This window comes from Paraburkholderia phenoliruptrix, from assembly GCF_047325075.1.
Lineage (GTDB): Bacteria > Pseudomonadota > Gammaproteobacteria > Burkholderiales > Burkholderiaceae > Paraburkholderia > Paraburkholderia phenoliruptrix.
Genome location: NZ_CP168531.1, coordinates 4,033,641 through 4,050,531 on the forward strand (window position 1 = coordinate 4,033,641; position 16,891 = coordinate 4,050,531).

The following is a 16,891-nucleotide window of genomic DNA, read 5'->3' on the forward strand; positions in this document are numbered from 1 at the left end:
ACCTTCCCGGAACATCATGAAAATTGCTTTTATCGGCGGCGGCAACATGGCCGCGGCGTTGATCGGCGGCTTGATCAAGCGCGGCGTCGCGCCCGCCGACCTGTATGCGATCGATCCCAACGAAGACGCCCGCAAGCGCAACGAAACGCAGTTCGGCATCAAGACGGGCGCAGCCGCCGACGGGGCGCTCGCCGCCTATGACGCGGTCGTGCTCGCGGTGAAGCCGCAAATCCTGAAGAGCGTCGCCGGGACGCTCGCGCCGCATCTGAAAGCGTCGCAGCTTGCAATCAGCATCGTCGCCGGCATTCGCATGGACGACATGTCGCGCTGGCTCAACGGTCATACGCGCATCGTGCGCGTCATGCCGAATACGCCCGCGTTGATCGGCATGGGGGTTGCGGGTTTGACTGCCACCGCGAGCGTCGACGAAGCGGGACGCGCGCTCGCCTCGCAGGTGCTGGGCGCAGTGGGGGAAACCGTCTGGTTCGACGACGAAGCGAAAATCGACGCCGTCACCGCCATTTCCGGCAGCGGGCCGGCTTACGTCTTCTACTTCATTGAAGCGCTGCAGGAAGCCGCGCGCCAACTCGGCATGGACGAAGCGCAGGGCCGCGCGCTCGCCGTCGCGACGTTCACGGGCGCCGCGCAACTGGCGGCGAATTCCGACGAGTCGCCAAGCGTATTGCGTGAGCGCGTGACGTCGAAGGGCGGCACGACCGCCGCAGCGCTTGCGTCGTTCGACGCGAGCGGAGTCAAGGAAGCGATTGTGCGCGGCGCGCTCGCTGCCGATGCGCGCGCAAAAGAAATGGGCGATGAGTTCGGCAAGCAGTAAGCGGTCATGAGCCGCTGTCGGCCGGGTTTCGTCTGGCGCGAACACAAAAAGCCGTGGGGCGCGGAGCCGTTACAGGAGAAAGTCCGCGCCTGCGGCAGCCACTGATAAAAGCCCGGCGCGGCGGTAACGGCCGGGCAACGGCTCGCGTTTGAAGCCTAGACCGAAGCCACCGCATAATGCGCGGCAATGCCGACGAACAACGCGCCGCCCAGCCAGTTGTTGTGCAGGAACGCCTTGAAACACCGCATGCGCTCGCGGTGGCGGATCAGCGCGTAGTGATAGACCGCGCAGCCCGCCGCGACCGCCCATCCGCACCAGTACAGCACGCCGAACCCAAGCATCACGCCGATGCCGACGTAGATGCCGAGCGTGACCGCATAGCAGAGCATGATGGCCGCCACGTCGAAACGGCCGAACGTGAGCGCCGAGGTCCGAATGCCGATCTTGATGTCGTCGTCGCGATCGACCATCGCGTACTCGGTGTCGTACGCGACCGACCAGAACACGTTGGCGAGCAGCATGACCCACGCGAGCAAGGGCACCTGGTTTTGCACGGCCGCAAACGCCATCGGAATGCCGAAGCCGAATGCGATGCCGAGATACGCCTGCGGAATCGCGAAGAAGCGCTTCGTGAACGGATAGGAGCCGGCTACGAACAGCGCGGCGACCGACAACTCCTTCGTCAGCGTATTGAGCGGCAGAATCAGCAGAAAAGCCAGCAACGACAGGCCCGCCGCGAGCGCCACCGCTTCCCACGCCTTGATCTTGCCCGAGGTGATCGGACGATTCTCGGTGCGCTTCACATAGCGGTCGAAATCGCGATCCGCGTAGTCGTTGATCGCGCAGCCCGCCGAGCGCATCAGCACTGTGCCCACCGTGAAGATCACGAGCAGCGGCCACGACGGGTGACCGTCGGACGCAATCCACAGCGCGTTGAGTGTCGGCCACAGCAGCAGCAGACTGCCGATAGGCTTGTCCATGCGCACAAGGCGCAAATACAGGGGAAGTCGGGCGAACATGGCGGACTCGGTGAAGGCAGGCGAATAGCGGGAACAGTGCCGCTATTTTACGGGATGCGGCGCGCACCCCTTGCCGGTGCCCGGAAGCAGGCGCGTAGGCCTGCGCAGCGGACCGTTTTGCGCCGCAAGCCTCGAGTGTCACGTATCGGTCGACGCAAAAAACAAAGCCTCCGCGAAGGGAGGCCTTGGTTTTTGACTATTGCGTCAAACCCGTGTCTAGCAGAGCGGCTGGCGCAACCCGGCCGGAATCGGCCGGCACCGGCCTCAGCCGATGCTCATCAAGCCAGCATCGAGCGCAGCATCCACGCCGTTTTTTCGTGCGTCTGCATGCGCTGCGTCAGCAGGTCGGCGGTGGGCTCGTCGTTGGCCGCTTCCGTCGACGGGAAAATGGCGCGCGCGGTGCGCACCACGGCTTCCTGACCTTCCACCAGCTGACGGATCATCTCTTCCGCGGCAGGCACGCCGTCCGCTTCGGGAATCGACGACAGCTTGGCAAAATCCTTGTAGCTGCCCGGCGCATGCACGCCCAGCGCGCGAATCCGCTCGGCAATCGAATCGACGGCCAGCGCCAGTTCGTTGTATTGCGTTTCGAACATCAGATGCAGCGTGTTGAACATCGGGCCCGTCACGTTCCAGTGAAAGTTGTGGGTCTTCAGGTAGAGCGTGTAGGTGTCCGCGAGCAGACGCGACAGACCTTCTGCGATCTTCTTGCGGTCCTTGTCGCTGATCCCGATATTGACGTGCTGTACAGCTTCTTTTTTGGCCATGATGACTCCTTCGAAGAGTGATACGAACCGGCAGTGAAGTAACGGCGTGCCAATGGCCCGCTGATGGCAGGCCCGGCAAAACGAGCGTTCGACAGTTTATCTTAGAAAGACGAAACGTTCGTGTGGCGTGCCGCAACGGCAGCGTGACGCGCGAGCCGGCGGCGACGCGCGTGCGCAAGCTCGCTCACGTTAGTGCCTGCCGCTCATCCGCCCAACGCATGTTGCAGCGCCTGCGCCGCGATCACCGCGAATCCGCTTGTCACAATGGCGAAGCCGACGGCTTTGCGCATGTTGATATGCCGGTTCGAGCCCGGCGCATGCAGCCGTTGTACGCGTTGTGTGGCCGACGATCTGTCGGCCGTGGCTCTCATCATCTCGATCATCCGCGTGCTCCCGGTTCATCTCCCGACTCGCGGGGCGCCCGCGCGCCCCGCTTCGCTTACCGCTTTACTTCTTGCCGCCGTCCGCGAGCGCGGCCATCGCGGCGATCACGCCTTCGGCATAAGCCGGATCGATGCGGCGGAAATGCTCGACCGCACGCGCGACGATCTCCTGCGGCACACCGTTGATATGGCGCGCGATGTTGCCGAACAGACGCTCGCGCTGCGCCGTGTCGAACAGCGCGAACAGCATGCCCGGCTGCGTGTAGTAATCGTCATCCGCGCGATGATCGTAGCGATCCACCGCGCCCGCGGCGAGCGGCGGCTCGGACGCGTTGGCGTCCTGAGCAAAATCGCCGAAACGGTTCGGCTCGTAGTTCACGTTACCGCGCAGGTTGCCGTCGGTGCGCATCGCGCCGTCGCGATGGAACGAATGCGGGTTCGGCACGCGCGACGCGTTCACCGGAATCTGATGGTGATTGATACCGAGGCGATAGCGCTGCGTGTCGCCATACGAGAACAGCCGCCCCTGCAACAGACGGTCGGGCGAGAATCCAATGCCCGGCACCACGTTGGCCGGCGTGAACGCTGCCTGCTCGACATCCGCGAAATAGTTGGCCGCATTACGGTTCAGTTCGATCGTGCCGACGTCGATCAGCGGGTAGTCTTTCTGCGACCACACCTTCGTGATGTCGAACGGATTGAAGCGATAGGCCGCCGCCTCTGCCTCCGGCATCACCTGGATCGCGAAACGCCACTTCGGGAAATTGCCTTCGTCGATGCTGCCCACCAGATCGCGCTGCGCGCTTTCGCGGTCTTGCGCGATGACTTGCGCCGCTTCGGCATCGGTGAAATTCTCAATGCCTTGCAGCGATTTGAAATGGAACTTGACCCAGAAGCGCTCGTTGTTCGTGTTGACGAACGAGTACGTGTGCGAACCGAAACCGTGCATCTGACGGTAGTTCTTCGGAATGCCGCGGTCGCTCATCAGGATAGTGACCTGGTGCATCGACTCTGGATGACGCGTCCAGAAATCCCACGCGGCAACGTTGTTGCGCAGGTTCGTGTATGGGTCGCGCTTCTGCGTATGAATGAAGTCCGGAAATTTCAGCGGATCGCGGATGAAAAACACCGGCGTGTTGTTGCCCACCACGTCCCAGTTGCCTTCTTCCGTATAGAACTTGATCGAGAAACCGCGCACGTCGCGCTCGGCGTCGGCCGCGCCGCGCTCGCCCGCCACCGTCGAGAAGCGCATGAAGAGCGGCGTTTCCTTGCCGACCTGCGCGAACACCTTCGCCTTCGTGTAGCGCGAGATGTCGTGCGTCACCTTGAGCGTGCCGAACGCGCCGGAGCCTTTCGCGTGCACACGGCGCTCGGGGATCACCTCGCGGTCGAAGTGCGCGAGCTTTTCGAGCAGCCACACGTCTTGCAGGACAACCGGGCCGCGCACGCCGGCGGTCATCGAGTTCTGGTTATCGGCGACGGGCGCGCCGGCGGCATTGGTGAGCTTACGTTCGGACATGCGGGACTCCTGGATGGTTTTCGTTCAAACGGATGGGGGGAGAAGCGCGGCAAGGCAATGCCGAAAGCTTGGGCGAACAACACTGCAGGCACTTGACGCCAGCAGATGAAGCATTATGCGGACAGCGCCCGGTCGACCAGCAACGACACGGCGACGGTGCGAAGACCGAGCATGGCGGCCGCAAAGCCGGCGGTGGCGGTGGCAGTGGCAGTGGCCGCGTCCGCGGCGAAGGCCTGAGTGTGCGGCAAATTCGGTTGCGTCATCATGTCCTCCGGTTCTTGATGATCGGGCGATCCATGCAGACGACTATATCAATACTATCGAATTCGCGTGTTTTATAAATTTTATCTATCCGATAGGCGCTCGTTTGGCGCGGCAAACCCATGAGACGCGCGCCGGGACTGGAACGTCGGCGCGCCGCCTCTCATTCGCAGCTCAGTTGACGGCGACCGGCAGATCCAGCTTTTTCACGCCCGGCAGGTCGCAAGCGCTGATGGCGTCGCAGATTGCGTCGATCGCAGGCATCCGCGTAAAGCTCTTGCGCCACGCGAGCACCACGCGCCGGTCGGGCACCGGCTCGTCGAATGGAACATAGGACAAAAGGCCCGAGTCGATGCCGCCCGCGTGCGGTTTAACCTCATGCACCGACATGCGCGGCAGCACGGTAATGCCCACGCCGCTCGCCACCATATGGCGGATGGTTTCCAGCGACGAGCCCTCAAACGTCTTCTGGATGCCGTCGGCATTCTGCGAGAAACGCATCAGTTCCGGGCAAACGCCGAGCACGTGGTCGCGAAAGCAATGACCGCTGCCGAGCAGCAGCATGGTTTCCTGCTTGAGATCGTCGGCGTCGATTTTCGGGCGGTTTTCCCACGCGTGACCGGACGGCAGCGCGACCACAAACGGCTCGTCGTAGAGCGGCCGCAGCATCAGCCCGGTTTCCGGAAACGGCAGCGCCATGATCGCGACATCGATTTCGCCCTGCTTGAGCAGCTCGATCAGCTTGAGCGTGTAATTTTCCTGCAGCATCAAGGGCATTTGCGGGACGCGCTTGATCATCTGCTTGACGAGCGTGGGCAGCAGGTACGGCCCGATCGTATAGATAACGCCAAGGCGCAGCGGTCCGACGAGCGGATCTTTGCCCTGCTTGGCGATTTCCTTGATGGCGAGCGTCTGTTCCAGCACCCGCTGAGCTTGCGTGACGATCTGCTCGCCGATCGGCGTGACACTCACTTCACTCGTGCCGCGCTCGAAAATCTGCACGTTGAGCTCGTCTTCGAGCTTCTTGATGGCGACCGACAAGGTCGGCTGGCTGACGAAACACGCTTCGGCGGCCCGGCCAAAGTGCCGCTCGCGGGCCACGGCGACGATGTACTTCAATTCGGTGAGCGTCATTGGGGGACCAATCAGTGCGATGGATTCGATAGGTTCTAGTTATACACCCATAGGGTCGGTTCGCCAACCTGGTTTGCCGGGTTTCGCTTGCTTTGTATCCGCGAAGTCGGCCGCGCCGGCCCAGTCTGCCACTTCGGCGAAGGCGCTCCGCAGCGCGACCTGGCCGGCGCCTGTCGGGGCTCAGGCCTTCAGGTAATGTTCGCGCGCGCCGAGCCAGCGCGCCAGATGCTGCGTCACGACCTCAGGATACTTCTCGAGCAGCGCCGCGGCGGCTTCGCGCGCGGGCTCGATCAGCCATTGATCGTTTTGCAGATCGGCAAACCGCAGCATCGCCGCGCCGGACTGCCGCGCGCCGAGAAACTCGCCGGGACCGCGTATCTCCAGATCGCGGCGCGCGATTTCGAAGCCGTCGGTCGTCTCGCGCATGGTTTGCAGGCGGGCGCGCGCGGTCATCGAAAGCGGTCCGGTGTAGAGCAGCACGCAGACCGACGCCGCGCTGCCGCGCCCCACCCGCCCGCGCAACTGGTGCAGCTGCGCGAGGCCGAAGCGCTCGGCGTGCTCGATCACCATCAGCGACGCATTCGGCACGTCGACGCCCACCTCGATCACCGTGGTCGCGACGAGCAACTGCACCTCGTTGCGCGTGAAGGCATCCATCACCGCGGCCTTCTCGGCCGGCGCGAGACGGCCGTGTACGAGCCCGACCTTCAATTCCGGCAAAGCCGCGACCAGCGTTTCATAGGTCTCGACCGCGGTCTGCAGCTGCAGCGTCTCGCTTTCCTCGATCAGCGGGCACACCCAATAGACCTGCCGCCCGGTCAGCGCCGCTTCGCGCACGCGGCCGATCACTTCCTCGCGGCGCGCGTCGGACACGAGCTTGGTGAGAATGGGCGTGCGCCCGGGCGGCAATTCGTCGATCGTCGAGACGTCGAGGTCCGCGTAATACGTCATGGCGAGCGTGCGCGGAATGGGCGTGGCGGACATCATCAGCTGATGCGGCTGGAAATCGCGCGCGCCGTCAGCGGCGTTCAGCGCTTTGGCGCGCAGCGCGAGACGTTGCGCGACGCCGAAGCGGTGCTGTTCGTCGACGATCACAAGCCCGAGCCGGGCGAACTCCACCGTGTCCTGGATGATCGCGTGCGTGCCGATCACGAGTTGCGCGGTGCCGAGCGCGGCGGCTTCGATAGCCGCGCGCTTTTCCTTCGCCTTCAGGCTGCCCGCGAGCCACGCGACGCTCACGCCGAGCGGCTCCAACCAGCCGCGCAGCTTGCGCGCGTGCTGCTCGGCGAGAATTTCGGTGGGCGCCATGAGCGCGGCCTGGTAGCCGGCGTCGATCGCCTGCGCGGCGGCGAGCGCCGCGACAATGGTCTTGCCGCTGCCGACGTCGCCCTGCAGGAGCCGCTGCATCGGATGCGGCTGGGTCAAATCGAGCGCGATCTCGCCGCCCACGCGCTCCTGTGCCTTCGTCAGCGAAAACGGCAGCGCCTTCAGCAGGCGCGCAACCAGAGCGTCTTCGTCGCCCAGCTTGCGACGCGGCATGGCCGGCGCGGCGCGCGTGCGGCGCTCCTCGTGCGCGCGCTTGAGCGACATCTGCTGCGCGAGCAGTTCCTCGAACTTGATGCGCACCCACGCCGGATGCGTGCCGTCGATCAACGCGGTCTCGTCCGACTGCGCGCCCGGATGATGCAGCGTGCGCACCGCGTCCATCAGCGAAGGCACGCCAAGCGGCTGCAGCCATTCGCGCGCAACGGCCTCGGGCAACAGCTCCGGCAGCGACGTGCGCGACAACGCGTTGTCGATTGCCTTGCGCAAATAGGCCTGCGTCACGCCCGCGGTGCTCGGATAAACCGGCGTGAGCGCTTGCGGCAGCGGCGTGTCCTCGTCGACCACGCGCACTGCCGGATGCACCATCTCCATGCCGAAGAAGCCGCCCCGCACGTCGCCGCGCACGCGCAGCCGCGCGCCGATCGCCATCTGCTTGACCTGCGAACCGTAGAAGTTCAGAAAGCGCAGCACGAGCTCGTCGCCGGCGTCATCGCGCAATTTGACGAGCAACTGACGGCGCGGACGATAGGCGATCTCGTTGTCGAACACCACGCCTTCCGTTTGCGCGATGCCGCCGGGCAGCAGATGACCGATCGGCGTGAGCGAGGTTTCGTCCTCGTAGCGCATCGGCAGATGCAGCACGAGGTCGATGTCGCGCGTGAGGCCGAGCCTGGCGAGTTTGTCGGCGGTTTTGACGGCGGGTTTGGCTGTGGATTTGGCCGCGGACTGGGCGGAGGCTTTGGCCCCAGACCTCGCCGCGGACTGGGCGGAGGCTTTGGCCCCCGACTTCGCCGCAGGCTTGCCCAACCCGTCGTCGCGCGCAACCCGGGCTGCCGGTTCGGCGCTCAGTTCATCTGCGGAAGGCGATCGGCGGTCGGACAAAGGCATGGGCTGCTTCGCAAGTACAATATCGGCTGTCAAAAGTGTCGAAGGCTGCGCGGCCCTCGGCTGGCTACCGCTGGCGGCAGGTGCGCGCCGGCTCGCGGGCCGTCGCGGCGTCCCGCAATCATAGCTGCCCGGCCGAGGCTTCGGCTCAATTCAGTCCCCATTCGCTTCCAGTCGTTTGCATGTTTACGCTTTCCGATTTCGATTTCGATCTGCCGCCTGAGCTGATCGCGCAAGTCGCGCTGCCCGAGCGCAGCGCGAGCCGTCTGCTCCAGGTCGACAACGCCGCCGATGCCGAGCGCGCCGCGCGCCTCGTCGACCGCCGCTTTTCCGAGTTGCCCGACTGCATTTCGCCCGGCGACCTGCTGGTCTTTAACGATACCAAAGTCCTGAAGGCGCGCTTTCTCGGCCAGAAGGCGAGTGGCGGCAAGATCGAGGTGCTGGTCGAGCGCCTCACCGGCGAGCGCACGGCGCTCGCGCAGATCCGCGCGAGCAAAAGCCCGCAGCCGGGCACGACGATCCGTCTTGCCGATGCGTTCGACGTGACCGTCGGCGAGCGCGTGGAGCCGTTTTACACATTGCATTTCCCCGCCGACTGCCTGACGCTGATCGAGCAGCACGGCCGCCTGCCGTTGCCGCCCTATATCGAGCACGACCCCGACGCCGTCGACGAAACGCGCTATCAAACCGTGTATGCGCAAAATCCGGGTGCGGTCGCGGCACCCACGGCGGGCCTGCATTTCGACGAGTCGCTTTTCGCGCGGCTCGACGCGCACGGCGTGGAGCGCGCGACGCTGACGCTGCACGTGGGCGCGGGCACGTTCCAGCCGGTGCGCGTGGAAAACCTCGCCGAGCACAAGATGCACAGCGAGTGGTATCACCTGCCGCAGTCGCTCGCCGACAAGATCGCCGCCACCAAGGCGCGCGGCAACCGCGTGATCGCCGTCGGCACCACGTCGATGCGCGCGCTCGAAGCCGCCGCGCGCGACGCCGAAGCCGCCGGCCGGCCGCTCGGCGCGGCGAGCACGGAAACCGACATTTTCATCACGCCGGGCTACAGGTTTCGCGTGGTCGACCGGCTGGTGACGAATTTTCATCTGCCGAAGTCGACATTGCTGATGCTGGTGTCGGCATTCGCCGGCGTGGAGACGATTCGCGCCGCGTATCGTCATGCCATCGAGCAACGCTACCGCTTTTTCAGCTACGGCGACGCAATGCTGCTGACTCGCCGCGACGGTTGATCTGACAGAGCGCCCGTCGTTTTCGACGTTTTTTGCACGCCGCTGCGAGCCATCGCGGCGGCATTTTCTTTACCGCGCCGGACTGTTTTCCGGTTTGCCACGGAGTGAGCTCAATGACCACCGGTCATCCATTTCAACCACCCGCCGACGGCCTCCACTTTGAACTGCTCGGCACCGACGGCGCCGCGCGCCGCGGCCGCGTCACGCTGAACCACGGCGTCGTCGAAACACCGATCTTCATGCCGGTCGGCACCTACGGCACCGTGAAAGCGGTGCAGCCGCGCGAGCTCGAGGAAATGCACGCGCAAATCATCCTCGGCAATACGTTTCACCTGTGGCTGCGCCCGGGACTCGAAACCATCGCCGCGCACGGCGGGCTGCACGGCTTCATGGGCTGGAAAAAGCCGATCCTGACCGACTCCGGCGGCTTCCAGGTGTTTTCGCTCGGCGACCTGCGCAAAATCACCGAAGACGGTGTGACGTTCGCGTCGCCGATCAACGGCGACAAGCTGTTCCTGTCGCCGGAAGTGTCGATGCAGATCCAGAAAGTGCTGAACTCGGACATCGTCATGCAGTTCGACGAGTGCACGCCCTACGCGACCAACAATGTGCCGACCTCGCACAAGGAGGCGGCCGACTCCATGCGCATGTCGATGCGCTGGGCGCAGCGCTCGATCGACGAATTCCGCCGGCTCGGCAATCCGAACGCGCTCTTCGGCATTGTTCAGGGCGGCATGTTCGAGGACCTGCGCGACGAGTCGCTCGCGGGTCTCGCGGAGAAGGATTTTCACGGTCTGGCCATCGGTGGGCTCTCGGTCGGCGAGCCGAAAGAAGACATGATGCGCGTGCTGAACCACATCGGCCCGAAGCTGCCGGCCAACAAGCCGCACTATCTGATGGGCGTCGGCACGCCGGAAGACCTGGTGGCGGGCGTCGCGGCCGGCGTCGACATGTTCGACTGCGTGATGCCCACGCGCAACGCGCGCAATGGCTGGCTCTTCACGCGCTTTGGCGACATCAAGATCCGCAACGCGACGCACAAGAACTCGCTGCGACCGCTCGACGAGCAGTGCGGCTGCTACACGTGCCGAAATTTCACTCGCGGGTATCTGCATCATCTGCATCGCGTCGGGGAAATTCTGGGCGCGCAGCTGAATACGATTCATAACCTGCACTACTACCTCGAACTCATGCAGGAAATGCGCGACGCGATCGACGCCAAAATGTTCGAGCCGTTCCGCAAACGCTTTCACGAGAACCGCGCGCGCGGCGTCGACGAGGCACCATGACGACGAACGCTGTCAGATTCGAAGGATGAATCCGTCAGCGGTTCTCATAAAACCTTACAATCTACTTTCGCGGACGACGAAAAACGGCTTTAAGCGGTTGATCGCAAAGCCGAATCGCCGCGCCGACGCGCGCCATGCCGGTGGTAGAATAACCGGCTGATTTTTTTGATTGAATTGATCTATAACGGAGAGACCAACGTGTCGTTCATTTCCAATGCCTTCGCCCAAGGCACCGCAGCAGGTGGCGTTGAGTCGAATCTGATGAGCTTCCTGCCGCTGATCCTGATGTTCGGCGTGCTGTACTTCATCATGATTCGCCCGCAAATGAAGCGCCAGAAGGAACACCGCAACATGCTCGCCGCAATGGCCAAGGGCGATGAAGTGGTGACGAACGGCGGCATCGTCGGCAAGGTGACCAAGGTGGGCGAGGCTTACGTCGGCGTCGAAATTTCGGAAGGCACGGAAATCACCGTGCAAAAAGCGTCGGTCACGACGATTCTCCCGAAGGGCACGATCAAGTCGCTGTAAGGCCTGCTCTCTCGCGTCCGGCGCGGCCTCGCCGGCGACCCATGCAAAGCTGCCGCGGGTCGCCGGCGCTCATCGCCGGGCGCATCGCTTAAAAGCCAACCTTCCGTTGGACCACTCATGAATCGTTACCCCCTCTGGAAATACGCCGTGATGCTGGTGGCTCTCGTCATCGGCCTCGTGTACACGCTGCCCAATCTGTTCGGCGAAGCGCCGGCGGTGCAGGTGTCGAGCGGCAAGGCAACGGTCAAGCTCGACTCGACCACGCTGTCGGCGGTCGAAGCCGCGCTCGCAGCCAATCAGATCAAGCCGGAAGACGTCACGTTCGACAACTCGTCGACCAACGCGAACATTCGCGTGCGTCTTCTCGACACGGACACGCAATTGCGCGTGAAAGACCTGCTGCAGAAGTCGCTCAACAGCGACCCGAGCGACCCGCAGTTCGTCGTCGCGCTGAATCTGCAAAGTGCGTCGCCGCGCTGGCTGACCGCCTTGCACGCGCTGCCCATGTACCTCGGTCTCGACTTGCGCGGCGGCGTGCACTTCCTGCTGCAGGTCGACATGGCGGGCGCGCTCAACAAGAAGCTCGACTCCGACGCGTCGGATGCGCGCACGCTCTTGCGCGACAACAACATCCGCGACGGCGGCGTGAACCGCGTCAACCAGACGGTGGTGATCAATTTCGCCGACCAGGCCACGGCGGACGCCGCGGCCAAGCAATTGAGCCGCAGCATCGGCGAATTGCAATGGGCGTCGCAAAACGGCCCGGACGGTTCCGTGCAGCTCGTCGGCACCTTCACGCCGACCGTGCAGAAAGCCGTGCAGGACGCCGCGCTCAAGCAGAACATCACCACGCTGCATAACCGCGTGAACGAGCTCGGCGTGGCCGAGCCGGTTATCCAGCAGCAAGGCGCCGACCGGATCGTGGTCGAACTGCCCGGCGTGCAGGACACGGCGAAGGCGAAGGACATCATCGGCCGCACGGCGACGCTCGAAGCGCGCCTCGCCGACCCGGTCAACACGCACCCGAATCCGTCCGACCCCGTGCCGCCCGGCGACGAGCTGTTCACGCAAGGCAACCAGACGCCCGTGCTGCTGAGAAAGCAGATCATCTTCACCGGCGACCGGATTATCGACGCGTCGGCGGGCTTCGACGAACATCAGCGCCCATCCGTCAACATTCGCCTCGACTCGGCCGGCGGCCGCGCCGTGCGCAGCGTGTCGCGCGACAACATCGGCAAGCCGATGGCCATGGTGCTGTTCGAAAAGGGCAAGGGCGAGGTGCTGACGGTCGCGACCATCCAGTCGGAACTCGGCGACCGCTTCCAGATTACCGGCCAGCCGACGCCGCAAGCCGCCGCCGACCTCGCGCTGCTGCTGCGCGCCGGCTCGCTCGCCGCGCCCATGGACATCATCGAGGAACGCACCATCGGCCCGAGCCTCGGCGCCGACAACATCAAGAAGGGCTTCCACTCGGTCGTGTGGGGCTTTGCGGCCATCGCCGTCTTCATGATCGCGTACTACATGCTGTTCGGCGTGATCTCCATGATCGGCCTGTCCGTGAACCTGCTGCTGCTGATCGCAGTGCTCTCCATGCTGCAGGCCACGCTGACGTTGCCGGGTATCGCGGCTATCGCGCTCGCGCTCGGTATGGCGATCGACGCAAATGTGCTGATCAACGAACGCGTGCGTGAAGAACTGCGCAACGGCGCGCCGCCGCAACTGGCTATCCAGAACGGCTACGCGCATGCCTGGGCGACCATTCTCGACTCGAACGTCACCACGCTGATCGCGGGCGTCGCGCTGCTCGCATTCGGCTCCGGGCCGGTGCGCGGTTTCGCGATCGTGCACTGTATCGGCATTCTGACGTCGATGTTCTCGGCGGTGTTCTTCTCGCGCGGTATCGTCAATCTCTGGTACGGCGGCAAGAAGAAGCTGAAGTCGCTCGCCATCGGCCAGGTGTGGCGTCCGGAAACCGCGCCCGCGGGCTCCGCTGCCTATCTGGGCAACGACGACTCGGCAACGGACACCGCGCAGGCCATGCGCGCAGCCAGCGCGGCCGCCGCGAAGCCGAAAGCGCCGGCCGCTGCCGCGCAATCGCGCGCGGGCAAGCCGACCGTACGTCGCCGCAATGCGCCCGGCACGCCGGGCACGCCGCAGAAACCGGGTTCATCCCGCTGAGTCCCGGAGAACAAGACCATGGAATTTTTCCGTTTTCGCAAAGACATTCCGTTCATGCAGCGTGCGTTGATCTTCAACGCCATTTCGCTGTTGACGTTCCTCGCCGCGGTGTTTTTTCTCGTGCATCGCGGGCTGCATCTGTCGGTGGAGTTCACCGGCGGCACGGTGATCGAAGTGCAGTATCCGGGCGCGGCGCCGCTCGACCCGGTGCGCAACACGCTGAACAAGCTCGGCTATGCCGACGCGCAGGTGCAGAACTTCGGCACCTCGCGCGACGTGCTGATCCGTCTGCCGCTCAAACACGGGCTCACGTCCGCGCAACAAAGCGACCAGGTGATGGGCGCGTTGAAAACCGACACGCCGCAGGTGCAGTTGCAGCGCGTCGAGTTCGTCGGCCCGCAGGTCGGCAAGGAACTCGCCACCGACGGCCTGCTCGCGCTTGCCTGCGTGGTGGTCGGCATCGTGATCTATCTGTCGTTCCGGTTCGAATGGAAGTACGCGGTGGCGGGCGTGATCGCGAACTTGCACGACGTGGTGATCATTCTCGGCTTCTTCGCGTTCTTCCAGTGGGAGTTCTCGCTGTCGGTGCTGGCCGCCGTGCTCGCGGTGCTGGGCTATTCGGTGAACGAGTCGGTGGTTATCTTCGACCGGATTCGCGAAACGTTCCGTCGCGAACGCAAGATGACGGTGATCGAGGTCATCAACCATGCCATTACGAGCACCATGTCGCGGACCATCATCACGCACGGCTGTACGCAGATGATGGTGCTCTCCATGTTCCTGTTCGGCGGCCCGACGCTGCACTACTTCGCGCTGGCGCTGACGGTCGGTATTCTGTTCGGCATCTACTCGTCGGTGTTCGTCGCCGCGGCGCTCGCCATGTGGTTCGGCGTGAAGCGTGAAGATCTGCTGAAGGACAAGAAAGAACGCGTCGACCCGAACGATCCGAACGCGGGCGCGCAGGTTTGATCGCGGCTGAGTCGGCTGCAATCGCAAGCCGCAGTTAGCTGTCGCAACGCAAAAGGCCGGTTCGTGATGAACCGGCCTTTTGCGTTTACCGCGCAGCCTTCGCTGCCGCCTACCGGAACCCGAGCTTGCGGCGCGCCGCAACGAGCGCCGCAATGCTCAGCAGCGCGGCGAAAATCAGGTAGTAGCTCGGCGCCGCCTTGGAACCGGTAAAGCTGATCAGCCACGCGATAATGAACGGCCCGAAGCCGCCGAACACCGTCACCGCGATGTTATAAGCCAGCGACATGCCGGTCGTGCGCGTCTGCACGGGGAACATCTCCGAGAGCAAGCCGGGCAGCGCTCCGAAATAGCCGGTCATCAGAAAGCCGAGCACGATTTGCAGCGCGATCAGCGTCCCGAAGGTCGGATGCGCGACCAGATAGACAAACGCCGGATAGATCAGCACGAGCAGCAGCAGCCCGGAGATCAGCATGATCGACGTACGTCCGTGCCGGTCCGACAGGTGACCGACGACCGGCGCGAACACCATCTGAATCAGGCCCGTCAGCGCGATAGCCGAGAACGCGACCAAGGGCGCAAGTCCCAATTGCTTCACGCCGAAAGTCGGCATGAACAGCACGAGGTAAGTCGACACCGTGCCGAGCACCACCGCGCCGATCGCGATCACGAGCCGCAGCTTCTGGCTCGTGAACGTGTCGCGCAGCGGCGTGGTCGTGGTTTCGGCGGCAAGAAACTCAGGCGTTTCGTCGAGCTTCGTGCGAATGTACCAGGCCACCGGCCCGATCAGCAGCCCGAAGAAGAACGGCACGCGCCATCCCCAGGAAGCCATCTGCGCGGGCGACAGATTGCCGGTCAGCACGACGCCGAAACCCGCCGCGAGCAGCGTGGTGAGCCCCTGGCTCGCGACCTGCCAGCTCGCGAAAAAGCCGCGCCGTCCCGGCACGTGCTCCGCGAGAAAGGCCGTCGCGCTGCCGAATTCGCCGCCGGCCGAGAAACCCTGCATCAAACGCGCAATCACGAGAATCACCGGCGCGGCGAGGCCGATGCTCGGGTAGGTCGGCAAAATCGCGATGATCAGCGTGCCGCCCATCATCAGCAGGATGGACAGCGTGAGCGCCGCCTTGCGCCCCGCGCGATCCGCGTACGCGCCGATCACGATGGCTCCGAGCGGCCGCATGAAAAACGACACGCCGAACGTGCCGAGCGTAAGCAGTAGCGAGACGGTGTCGTTGCCGGCCGGAAAAAACAGCTTCGCGATCACCACGGCAAAAAAACCGTAGACCACGAGATCGAACCACTCGAGCGCGTTGCCGATCGACGCGGCGACCACCGCCCGCCATGAATTTCCCCGGCTTCCCGCAAGGCTTGCTGCAGTCGTTGCGTTCATGCAGATCTCCAGTTCGCGCGAATCTTATATCGGGCCGGACCCGATTTCGCCGAATTGGATGCGCGCACAACCAATGCGGTGCCAGCGCTTTATGTACCTGAAAAATTAAACCGAGGCGAGCGCGAAATTTCGCATTTGTGCGTCAGATGAGGCTAGAGGCGCCTCGCTGCGACTGCGACGCCATGAAAAAGCCGCTTCGTCGCGATAGCGAACGAAGCGGCCTAATAAGCAATCTAACGGGCGATGAAAGAGGCGCCGCCGTCTTTGCTGCGCCGCAACGGCGATCCGCATGCAATGACGAGCCAAAGGCGCCCGCGCCCGAGAGCAGTGCTTACTGCTTGATCCCTTCAGCCTGAATATGCAGCCGGGTCTCCATGCTGAACCCGTACTTGCTGCCGAAATCCATGCCGTAATCCGCGCGATTGAACTGGGCGCTCGCCTCGACGCCGCACACTTCGCGCTTGAGCACGGGGTGCTGCATGCACTTGAACGACTCGATTTTCAGATTCAGGGGCTTCGTCACGCCGTGCAGCGTCAGGCTGCCGACCACTTGCGAGGGCTTGTCGCCGTCGAACTTGATGTCGGTGCCTTTGTACGTCGCGGCGGGGAATTTCGCGACGTCGAAGAATTCCGGCGCTTTCAGATGCTCGTCGAGCTTGCCGTTTCCAGTCGAAATCGAAGCCGGATCGACGTTGACATCGACGCTGCCGGTCTTGGCCGCGCGGTCGAGCGTGACCGTGCCCGAACTCTTGGTGAACTTGCCGCGCCACACCGACAGTCCGCCGAAGTGGTCCGCCTCGAAGCTCGGATACGTGTGAGTCGGGTCGAGCTGATAGGTGTCGGCGGCGGCGAATGCGCCAAGGGAAACGCAGGAGGCCAATGCACCGGCGGCGATCAACATGGATGTCTTCAATTCATGCTCCCAGTCAGGAAAAAACGGCTGCGCTTATACGC

At 63.9% G+C, this 16,891-nt stretch carries 15 protein-coding genes; 6 read left to right on the forward strand and 9 right to left on the reverse strand.

Going from position 1 to position 16,891, the window contains the following annotated elements; all coding sequences use genetic code 11:
* Window positions 1–16: 16 nt before the first annotated feature.
* The gene (gene proC / locus ACEN8U_RS29810; RefSeq protein WP_310105140.1) at window positions 17–832 is read left to right on the forward strand and encodes a pyrroline-5-carboxylate reductase; all 816 of its coding nucleotides are present in this window, start codon (window positions 17–19) and stop codon (window positions 830–832) included.
* Between the two features lie 155 nt (window positions 833–987).
* On the opposite strand, the gene ubiA is transcribed toward proC, so the two are convergent.
* The 7 genes from ubiA to recG all read right to left on the reverse strand — a co-directional run bounded on the left by ubiA (window position 988) and on the right by recG (window position 8,348).
* Window positions 988–1,851 carry a 4-hydroxybenzoate octaprenyltransferase gene (gene ubiA, locus ACEN8U_RS29815; RefSeq protein ID WP_310105138.1) on the reverse strand — a complete coding sequence of 288 codons (864 nt, stop codon included), beginning with the start codon at window positions 1,849–1,851 and terminating at the stop codon, window positions 988–990.
* A 278-nt stretch (window positions 1,852–2,129) separates the two neighbouring features.
* Window positions 2,130–2,618: a Dps family protein gene (locus ACEN8U_RS29820; RefSeq protein ID WP_006047907.1), complete on the reverse strand. Its 489-nt coding sequence runs from the start codon at window positions 2,616–2,618 to the stop codon at window positions 2,130–2,132.
* Window positions 2,619–2,821: 203 nt separating this feature from the next.
* Window positions 2,822–3,001, reverse strand: coding sequence for a hypothetical protein (locus tag ACEN8U_RS29825; RefSeq protein WP_310105136.1), 180 nt, complete (start codon window positions 2,999–3,001; stop codon window positions 2,822–2,824).
* A 64-nt stretch (window positions 3,002–3,065) separates the two neighbouring features.
* The gene (locus ACEN8U_RS29830; protein ID WP_310105133.1) at window positions 3,066–4,520 is read right to left on the reverse strand and encodes a catalase; all 1,455 of its coding nucleotides are present in this window, start codon (window positions 4,518–4,520) and stop codon (window positions 3,066–3,068) included.
* 113 nt (window positions 4,521–4,633) lie between these two features.
* A complete protein-coding gene (locus tag ACEN8U_RS29835; protein ID WP_310105132.1) occupies window positions 4,634–4,783 on the reverse strand; it encodes a hypothetical protein in 150 nt (49 codons plus the stop codon).
* 172 nt (window positions 4,784–4,955) lie between these two features.
* Window positions 4,956–5,915: a LysR substrate-binding domain-containing protein gene (locus ACEN8U_RS29840; protein ID WP_013338073.1), complete on the reverse strand. Its 960-nt coding sequence runs from the start codon at window positions 5,913–5,915 to the stop codon at window positions 4,956–4,958.
* Between the two features lie 180 nt (window positions 5,916–6,095).
* Entirely contained in the window at window positions 6,096–8,348 is a 2,253-nt protein-coding gene (gene recG / locus ACEN8U_RS29845; protein WP_310105130.1) for an ATP-dependent DNA helicase RecG, read from the reverse strand.
* A 179-nt stretch (window positions 8,349–8,527) separates the two neighbouring features.
* Here recG and queA point away from each other — a divergent pair, with 179 nt between their 5' ends.
* From queA to secF, 5 genes are all read left to right on the forward strand, one after another.
* Window positions 8,528–9,586 (forward strand): tRNA preQ1(34) S-adenosylmethionine ribosyltransferase-isomerase QueA, encoded by a 1,059-nt coding sequence (gene queA / locus ACEN8U_RS29850; protein ID WP_310105127.1) that lies wholly within the window; start codon window positions 8,528–8,530, stop codon window positions 9,584–9,586.
* A gap of 113 nt (window positions 9,587–9,699) precedes the next feature.
* Entirely contained in the window at window positions 9,700–10,875 is a 1,176-nt protein-coding gene (gene tgt, locus ACEN8U_RS29855) for a tRNA guanosine(34) transglycosylase Tgt (protein ID WP_309583740.1), read from the forward strand.
* A gap of 198 nt (window positions 10,876–11,073) precedes the next feature.
* Complete coding sequence (gene yajC, locus ACEN8U_RS29860; RefSeq protein ID WP_013587151.1) at window positions 11,074–11,403, forward strand: preprotein translocase subunit YajC; 330 nt, start codon at window positions 11,074–11,076, stop codon at window positions 11,401–11,403.
* A gap of 117 nt (window positions 11,404–11,520) precedes the next feature.
* Window positions 11,521–13,581 carry a protein translocase subunit SecD gene (secD, locus tag ACEN8U_RS29865; protein WP_310105126.1) on the forward strand — a complete coding sequence of 687 codons (2,061 nt, stop codon included), beginning with the start codon at window positions 11,521–11,523 and terminating at the stop codon, window positions 13,579–13,581.
* A gap of 18 nt (window positions 13,582–13,599) precedes the next feature.
* Complete coding sequence (gene secF / locus ACEN8U_RS29870) at window positions 13,600–14,550, forward strand: protein translocase subunit SecF (protein ID WP_013587149.1); 951 nt, start codon at window positions 13,600–13,602, stop codon at window positions 14,548–14,550.
* Window positions 14,551–14,659: 109 nt separating this feature from the next.
* Here the strand turns inward: secF and ACEN8U_RS29875 are convergent, their stop codons facing one another.
* A complete protein-coding gene (locus ACEN8U_RS29875; RefSeq protein WP_310105124.1) occupies window positions 14,660–15,937 on the reverse strand; it encodes an MFS transporter in 1,278 nt (425 codons plus the stop codon).
* Window positions 15,938–16,268: 331 nt separating this feature from the next.
* Entirely contained in the window at window positions 16,269–16,838 is a 570-nt protein-coding gene (locus tag ACEN8U_RS29880) for a YceI family protein (RefSeq protein ID WP_310106327.1), read from the reverse strand.
* Window positions 16,839–16,891 lie beyond the last annotated feature (53 nt).

What these genes read in the sequence shown, in the direction of transcription:
- proC (WP_310105140.1), top strand. Translation starts at nt 17, where the DNA reads ATGAAAATTGCTTTTATCGGCGGCGGCAACATGGCCGCGGCGTTGATC.
- ubiA (WP_310105138.1), bottom strand. Translation starts at nt 1,851, where the DNA reads ATGTTCGCCCGACTTCCCCTGTATTTGCGCCTTGTGCGCATGGACAAG.
- ACEN8U_RS29820 (WP_006047907.1), bottom strand. Translation starts at nt 2,618, where the DNA reads ATGGCCAAAAAAGAAGCTGTACAGCACGTCAATATCGGGATCAGCGAC.
- ACEN8U_RS29825 (WP_310105136.1), bottom strand. Translation starts at nt 3,001, where the DNA reads ATGATCGAGATGATGAGAGCCACGGCCGACAGATCGTCGGCCACACAA.
- ACEN8U_RS29830 (WP_310105133.1), bottom strand. Translation starts at nt 4,520, where the DNA reads ATGTCCGAACGTAAGCTCACCAATGCCGCCGGCGCGCCCGTCGCCGAT.
- ACEN8U_RS29835 (WP_310105132.1), bottom strand. Translation starts at nt 4,783, where the DNA reads ATGACGCAACCGAATTTGCCGCACACTCAGGCCTTCGCCGCGGACGCG.
- ACEN8U_RS29840 (WP_013338073.1), bottom strand. Translation starts at nt 5,915, where the DNA reads ATGACGCTCACCGAATTGAAGTACATCGTCGCCGTGGCCCGCGAGCGG.
- recG (WP_310105130.1), bottom strand. Translation starts at nt 8,348, where the DNA reads ATGCCTTTGTCCGACCGCCGATCGCCTTCCGCAGATGAACTGAGCGCC.
- queA (WP_310105127.1), top strand. Translation starts at nt 8,528, where the DNA reads ATGTTTACGCTTTCCGATTTCGATTTCGATCTGCCGCCTGAGCTGATC.
- tgt (WP_309583740.1), top strand. Translation starts at nt 9,700, where the DNA reads ATGACCACCGGTCATCCATTTCAACCACCCGCCGACGGCCTCCACTTT.
- secD (WP_310105126.1), top strand. Translation starts at nt 11,521, where the DNA reads ATGAATCGTTACCCCCTCTGGAAATACGCCGTGATGCTGGTGGCTCTC.
- secF (WP_013587149.1), top strand. Translation starts at nt 13,600, where the DNA reads ATGGAATTTTTCCGTTTTCGCAAAGACATTCCGTTCATGCAGCGTGCG.
- ACEN8U_RS29875 (WP_310105124.1), bottom strand. Translation starts at nt 15,937, where the DNA reads ATGAACGCAACGACTGCAGCAAGCCTTGCGGGAAGCCGGGGAAATTCA.
- ACEN8U_RS29880 (WP_310106327.1), bottom strand. Translation starts at nt 16,838, where the DNA reads ATGTTGATCGCCGCCGGTGCATTGGCCTCCTGCGTTTCCCTTGGCGCA.